Origin of the sequence: Anaerococcus sp., assembly GCF_030825785.1 — a bacterium.
Lineage (GTDB): Bacteria > Bacillota > Clostridia > Tissierellales > Peptoniphilaceae > Anaerococcus.
Genome location: NZ_JAPJPG010000064.1, coordinates 1 through 5970 on the forward strand (window position 1 = coordinate 1; position 5970 = coordinate 5970).

Genomic DNA, 5970 nt, shown 5'->3' on the forward strand with positions numbered 1-5970 from the left:
AAATAGTGCAAGATAGAAATAATTTTCTTTCTTACACTATTTATGGTACTAAAAACTGACCTCCTTAAGTTAATTTTTAGGTCTAACTTTTGGGGGTCAGTTCACTTTTTTATAAATTGTTTCGGATGAACTTTTTTAATGCTTCGATTAAGTCGTCTGATGTTTTATAGATTCTTGGTTCATCAAAGGCGTTTGCATCCTTATCTACGTAGGATAGACCTGTTATAAGTTTATTTATATACATAAAATCATTTTGGAAAACATCTTTTTTAATTTCTATAAGCTTATCGTCCCTATCGTTTCCAGTAAGCCTAATGTCTGTATATAGTTGGAAAATTGGGATTCCTCTCTCAAAAGCTATTCCCATTTCACCAGCAAGCCCTAAGTCTTCCGTATCCATAAGCGCTATCAAAAGATCGGATTCTTTTAGTCTATTATAATCAGCTAATAAAATATCAGCTCCACTTGCAAATCCAGCGGCTTTATCATTGATTGTTAGATTGGCAGCTGGGTTGTAGAGGTCAATTTTTTCTTTGAATTCTTCTTCGAGAGCATCTTGAACTTTTTTTGCTTGCAATCTTTGACCTTCTATAAATAAATCGCATCCTAAATATATTTTCATTTTATCACCTCACTTTTATTATAGCAGATAAATTATTATAAAGAAAAATTTACTAATCCTTTTTTATCTCATATAATAGAAAGAGAGGTATTTATGAAAAGAAATATAAAAATTTTATCGACAAATTTCGATGTCTGCCTTGGAGACGTCGAAAAAAATGTAATTGAGATTAAAAATATAGTTAAAAAAGCAGAGAATGAAGGGGTTAATATTCTTTCTTTGCCTGAACTTTGTCTAACTGGTGCTTCTTTGTACGATGCCTACGATGAAGATATTCTTATAGACCAAGTCGAAAAAGCTGTTTGTGATATGTGCGAGTTTACAAAGGACTATGAGCTTCTTGTAGGCATAGGTGCACCGCTAAAAGCTTGTGGGGAAGTTTTTAACACCTATCTTCTCCTTAAAAAGGGTGAAGTAGTTAGTATCTTTGTAAAAGATAAGCTCAAAAATTATGAAAAGACAGTATTTTCAAACCTTGCTCCTACTTCATTTAGAATTAATGGTTTAGACCTTCCAGTTAATTCATATCACCCTATAAATATTGGTGGCCTTAGAATAGGAGTATCTATTGGTGAAGATGAAAAAAAAGATATCCCTCAAAGTTTATCATCCAAGGCCCTTGGAGTGGATTTGATTTTAAATCCAAATGCCTTTGAAAAAACAGTTCTTTCTAAGCAAAAGACCCTAGAAGATGTTTCCTTTCTTTCTAAAAATATTGTTTATGTTTCAACGGGAACAGGAACTGGGGAATCCAGCACCGATTGTGTTTACCAAGGTCTTTGTATCATAGCTTGTGATGGAGAACTTAAAACTTGGGCAACGAATGAGGGTGTCTATTTAACAAAGTCCTTTGAAATTGATGGTAATGGTCCTTGGGCTTTTACTAAATTTGCTGAAGAAGTAGATAAGGTAAACAAATTTCCATATTTGCCTAGCAAAGATATGGCTGATGATTATGTAAGTGATGTTATGGATATAGCAACAGAAGCTCTCCTCACAAGGATTAAAAAAATTGGTGTCAATGATGTGTTTCTTGGGGTATCTGGAGGGCTAGATTCAACCATGGCTATCTTATTTATAAATGAAGCCTTCAAAAAAGCAGGACTTTCTAAAGAACATATCCACGCCTACACTATGCCTGCCTTTGCCACAAGCAAGAGAACTAAGTCCAATACCTATATCCTATGTGAGGCTTTGGGAATTAAGCTTACTGAGATTGATATATCTGAAGCTGTTAAAGTTCACCTAGCTGATATTGGCCACGACCTAGAAAGCCAAGATACAGCCTACGAAAATGCCCAAGCCAGAGAAAGAACTCAAGTCCTTCTTGACCTTGCCAATATGTATGGGGGAATTGTGATAGGAACTGGGGACTTATCTGAATGCATGCAGGGCTTTGCGACCTTTAACGGGGATCATATCAGTAATTACGTCCTAAATGCGACCTTGACCAAGACCCACCTACGCTTTATTGTGGGTCATATTGCCGAAAATACTGAAAATAAAGACCTGGGCAAGGTCCTAAAAGATATAATCGATACACCGATCTCTCCAGAGCTTAAGAGTGAAGATAAGGGTACTATTAGTCAAAAGACAGAAGATATAATAGGTCCTTACGAACTAATCGACTTTTTCATCTACCATCATCTAAAATATCACAGAAGACCAAAAGAAATATATGACCTATCAAGGCTTGCCTTTAGGGATGATTATGAAGATGAAGTTATCAAGAAATGGCTTGTTTCATATTTCAAGAGATTTTCAGCATCACAATTTAAGAGGGCAACTGCTGTCGATGGTCCAAATATCACAGGTCTTTCAACTTCCCCAAGGCTAGGTTTTAAGATTGCATCAGATATGGCAAGTGACTTGTACTTGGACGATCTAAATGAATAAAAGAAAAATAGGCCTAGGACTTTTGGGAGCAGGTCTTGGCCTAGGCTATTACATCAACAGACAGTGTTTCTATGCAAAGGAAAAGAGGGTGACTCTTTACTCAAAAAAGTCCAAAAGTCCTATAAGAATCACACAGATATCGGACTTTCATTCCAATGTCCTTGCCAATCTAGGAGAAGTTCTTAGTAAGATTAAGGAGTTCAATCCTCACTTTATTATCCTTACAGGAGATATTATAGATTATGGGACAGAAAGAAAGATAGAAAGGTCAGTCTTTTTCTTAAGGCACTTGATGAGTCTAGGTTTTCCCTGCTACTATATAAGTGGCAACCACGAGGAAGCAGGTCCCAATCTCGATGTCTTTGCTAGAGAAATAAAAAAGCTTGGCATTGTATATTTATTTAATGATCAAAGATCTTTCTATGTGGGGGAAAATATAATAAATCTATATGGTTTGGGCCACTATGCTAGATTTTATGAAAAATATAAGCCCGAAAAGGATGCTATTAATATTATCCTAAGCCATCTATCAAAAGATGTGAGGGCGGAGGGTACAAGCGACTTTGACTTTATCTTTTCGGGTCACACCCATGGTGGACAAGTAAGGCTTCCTCTGATTGGAGCTCTCATTAGTCCCGGCGAGGGCTTTCTTCCAGATTATGATTCGGGAGTATTTTCCTATAAAAATGGTATAATATATGTCGATAGTGGGCTAGGAAATACCTTCCTGCCATTGAGATTTCTTAATCCAATAGGATATTCCAATATCACTATCGCAAATGGGCCTGTAGTTTAGTGGCAAAACAAGGGTGTCCGAAGCCAAAGATGGGGGTTCGATTCCCTCCAGGCCTGCCATTTTAGTTCGATTCGTCGAACTTTTTTTCTTTATAAAGTAAAACTATCTTATAATCTGTGCCTTAGTGAATAGATGTAAAACATTGCTAAATTTTCATTAAAGTATATAATAATACAATAGAAACATTAAAAATAGAAAAGAGGTTCTTATGAAACTTGGAGTAAGAGATAAGATTTGGATCACAGGTTCTCACGGTAGACTTGGCTCTACCATCTACAGATACCTAGATCCAATCGATGCAGAAATAGTTGCAACAGACAAAAACGAAGTCGATATTACAAATCAAAAGGAAGTTTCTACTTTCATAGAAAGACTTAGACCAACCATAATCGTAAATGCATCAGGTCTATCCAAGAAGAATGAATGTGAGAAAAATCCCGACGAGGCTTATCTTTTAAATGCTATCGGAGCCAAAAACATAGCCATATCAGCCAACCGTCACCAGACCAAAATCGTCCAACTATCAACAGGAGATGTCTTCGACGGTAATACAATCAATCCCTTCAAGGAAATAGATACGCCAAGACCTAACACAGTCTATGGTAAGAGTAAGTTTTTAGGAGAAGAATTCGTAAGAAACTTCTCAAACTACTACTTTATAATCAGAGTGTCTAGATTATATTCCAGGGAAAATGCCTTCGTAGAAAATATAATAGACCAAGCCAAAAAGGGCAAGGTTATAATGCCAAAAGATAGGATTTCATCACCAACACCAGCCTTTGAGCTAAGTAAGTTTCTAATAGAATTAATTAAAACAAGTAACTTCGGCACCTACCACGCTTCATGCGAAGGCTATTGCTCTCACAAGGAATTTGCCCAAGAAGTAATGAACTATATGGGACTAGAAGCGGAAATCGAGGAAGTAATCGATGAAAGTAAAGTTGACATGGTGCCAAGCTTTAGAGGAATTAGAAATTACTACCTAGATATAACAGGTGGATATAGATTTAATGATTGGAAATCCGCTCTGCACGAATACATTGACAAGGAGGGACTGAATGGGAAAAAATAAGAAAAAGAAGCTAGGACTCTCCCAACAAATATTTATAGCCCTAATTGCAGGACTTGTAGTTGGAATCCTAATCCACTACTTCATGCCATCCGGCCACTTCCGTGATGATGTCCTAGTAGAAGGAATATTTTACACCATAGGACAAGTTTTTATCAGGCTTATGCAAATGCTAGTAGTTCCATTGGTATTCTTCTCTATAGCGGACGGCTGTAGAAACTTAGGAGATACGGAAACCCTAGGTAAGGTCGGAGTAAGAATCGTATTATTCTACATATGCACAACAGCTCTTGCAATATTTTTATCCCTAATGCTTGCAAGAATAATTAACCCAGGCAAGGGAATGAATATGAGCCTAGGAGCTAATGAGTTCGAGGTAGACGGAGGAGAAGAATTCTCCCTATCAAAAACCATCCTAAACTTTGTTCCAACCAACCCAATAGGTGCCCTAGCCAATGGAGAAATGATCCAAATTATTATATTTGCAGTTATAGTGGGTCTGCTTATAGCTTCTATGGAAGATAGGCTAATTACTCTAGGTAACGTCGTAACAGAGATGAACGATCTAATGATGGGAATGACCATGTGGGTAATGAAACTTGCTCCAATAGGAGTATTCTTCCTAATATCAAGGACCTTCGCATCTCTTGGATATGATGTAATAATCTCCATGCTATCATACATGGCGACTGTACTAGGTGGACTTTTAGTACAACTTATACTTGTCTACATGGTCTTACTTACAGTATTTACTAGAGTCAATCCGATAAACTTCCTAAAGAAGTTTGCTCCAGTAATGACATTCGCCTTCTCTACTGCATCAAGTAACGCAACAGTTCCAGTAAATATCAAAACCCTAGAAGAAATGGGAGTAGATAGAAAAATATCATCATTTACAATTCCCCTAGGAGCGACCATCAACATGGACGGAACTGCAATCATGCAGGGAGTTGCGGTAGTCTTTATTGCAAACGCCTATAACATCGACCTAACGGCAGCAGACTTTGCTACAGTAATACTTACAGCGACAATAGCATCAGTAGGAACAGCAGGAATCCCATCTGTCGGACTGATCACCCTATCCATGGTCCTTCAATCAGTAGGACTTCCAGTAGAAGGAATAGCCATGATCATGGGAATCGACAGAATCCTAGACATGGCAAGATCTGCCATAAACATCTCAGGAGATGCCACAGGAACAATAATAGTAGCAAACTCAGTAGGATCCTTTGATAAGGAAAAATATATTAGAATAGTTGAAAAATAAAAATAAATCGGCAAAAGCTTATCAAAAGCTTGCCGATTTTTTGTGGGGAAATTGATATATTTAATCTATTATAAATTATAATAAGCTAATTATAGATTATTATTTAGAAAGAACTAGTTTAACTTATAATATATATGAACTTTAAAATTTTCATTATTTTTCAATTGAGTAATATCAAAATATTTTCATAGATCAAAGTCAAGAGAAATATTACTTAATTTTACATGGATAGCTTATAATAAATAAATTTAATCATCTATTAGTTAGTTTTGTTTTCGCTCCTTTACTTTTAAAATTATTATATAGAGATATACAAGAAC

At 36.3% G+C, this 5970-nt stretch carries 5 protein-coding genes; 4 read left to right on the forward strand and 1 reads right to left on the reverse strand.

Going from position 1 to position 5970, the window contains the following annotated elements:
- Positions 1 to 109 precede the first annotated feature (109 nt).
- A complete protein-coding gene (locus tag RCH56_RS07260; protein ID WP_306484313.1) occupies positions 110 to 622 on the reverse strand; it encodes a nucleoside 2-deoxyribosyltransferase in 513 nt (170 codons plus the stop codon).
- Positions 623 to 715: 93 nt separating this feature from the next.
- Between RCH56_RS07260 and nadE the strand changes: the two genes are divergently transcribed.
- From nadE to RCH56_RS07280, 4 genes are all read left to right on the forward strand, one after another.
- A complete protein-coding gene (gene nadE / locus RCH56_RS07265) occupies positions 716 to 2518 on the forward strand; it encodes an NAD(+) synthase (RefSeq protein WP_306484314.1) in 1803 nt (600 codons plus the stop codon).
- Entirely contained in the window at positions 2511 to 3314 is an 804-nt protein-coding gene (locus RCH56_RS07270; protein ID WP_306484315.1) for a metallophosphoesterase, read from the forward strand. Before nadE ends, RCH56_RS07270 begins: the two co-directional genes overlap by 8 nt.
- A 208-nt stretch (positions 3315 to 3522) precedes the next feature.
- Positions 3523 to 4386: an NAD(P)-dependent oxidoreductase gene (locus RCH56_RS07275; protein WP_306484316.1), complete on the forward strand. Its 864-nt coding sequence runs from the start codon at positions 3523 to 3525 to the stop codon at positions 4384 to 4386.
- Positions 4373 to 5650, forward strand: a complete 1278-nt coding sequence (locus RCH56_RS07280) for a dicarboxylate/amino acid:cation symporter (protein ID WP_306484317.1) — start codon at positions 4373 to 4375, stop codon at positions 5648 to 5650. Before RCH56_RS07275 ends, RCH56_RS07280 begins: the two co-directional genes overlap by 14 nt.
- Positions 5651 to 5970: the final 320 nt, after the last annotated feature.

Bases quoted from the DNA above. Each gene is read 5' to 3' on its own strand.
- RCH56_RS07260 (WP_306484313.1), bottom strand. From the start codon at position 622: ATGAAAATATATTTAGGATGCGATTTATTTATAGAAGGTCAAAGATTG.
- nadE (WP_306484314.1), top strand. From the start codon at position 716: ATGAAAAGAAATATAAAAATTTTATCGACAAATTTCGATGTCTGCCTT.
- RCH56_RS07275 (WP_306484316.1), top strand. From the start codon at position 3,523: ATGAAACTTGGAGTAAGAGATAAGATTTGGATCACAGGTTCTCACGGT.
- RCH56_RS07280 (WP_306484317.1), top strand. From the start codon at position 4,373: ATGGGAAAAAATAAGAAAAAGAAGCTAGGACTCTCCCAACAAATATTT.
- RCH56_RS07270 (WP_306484315.1), top strand. From the start codon at position 2,511: ATGAATAAAAGAAAAATAGGCCTAGGACTTTTGGGAGCAGGTCTTGGC.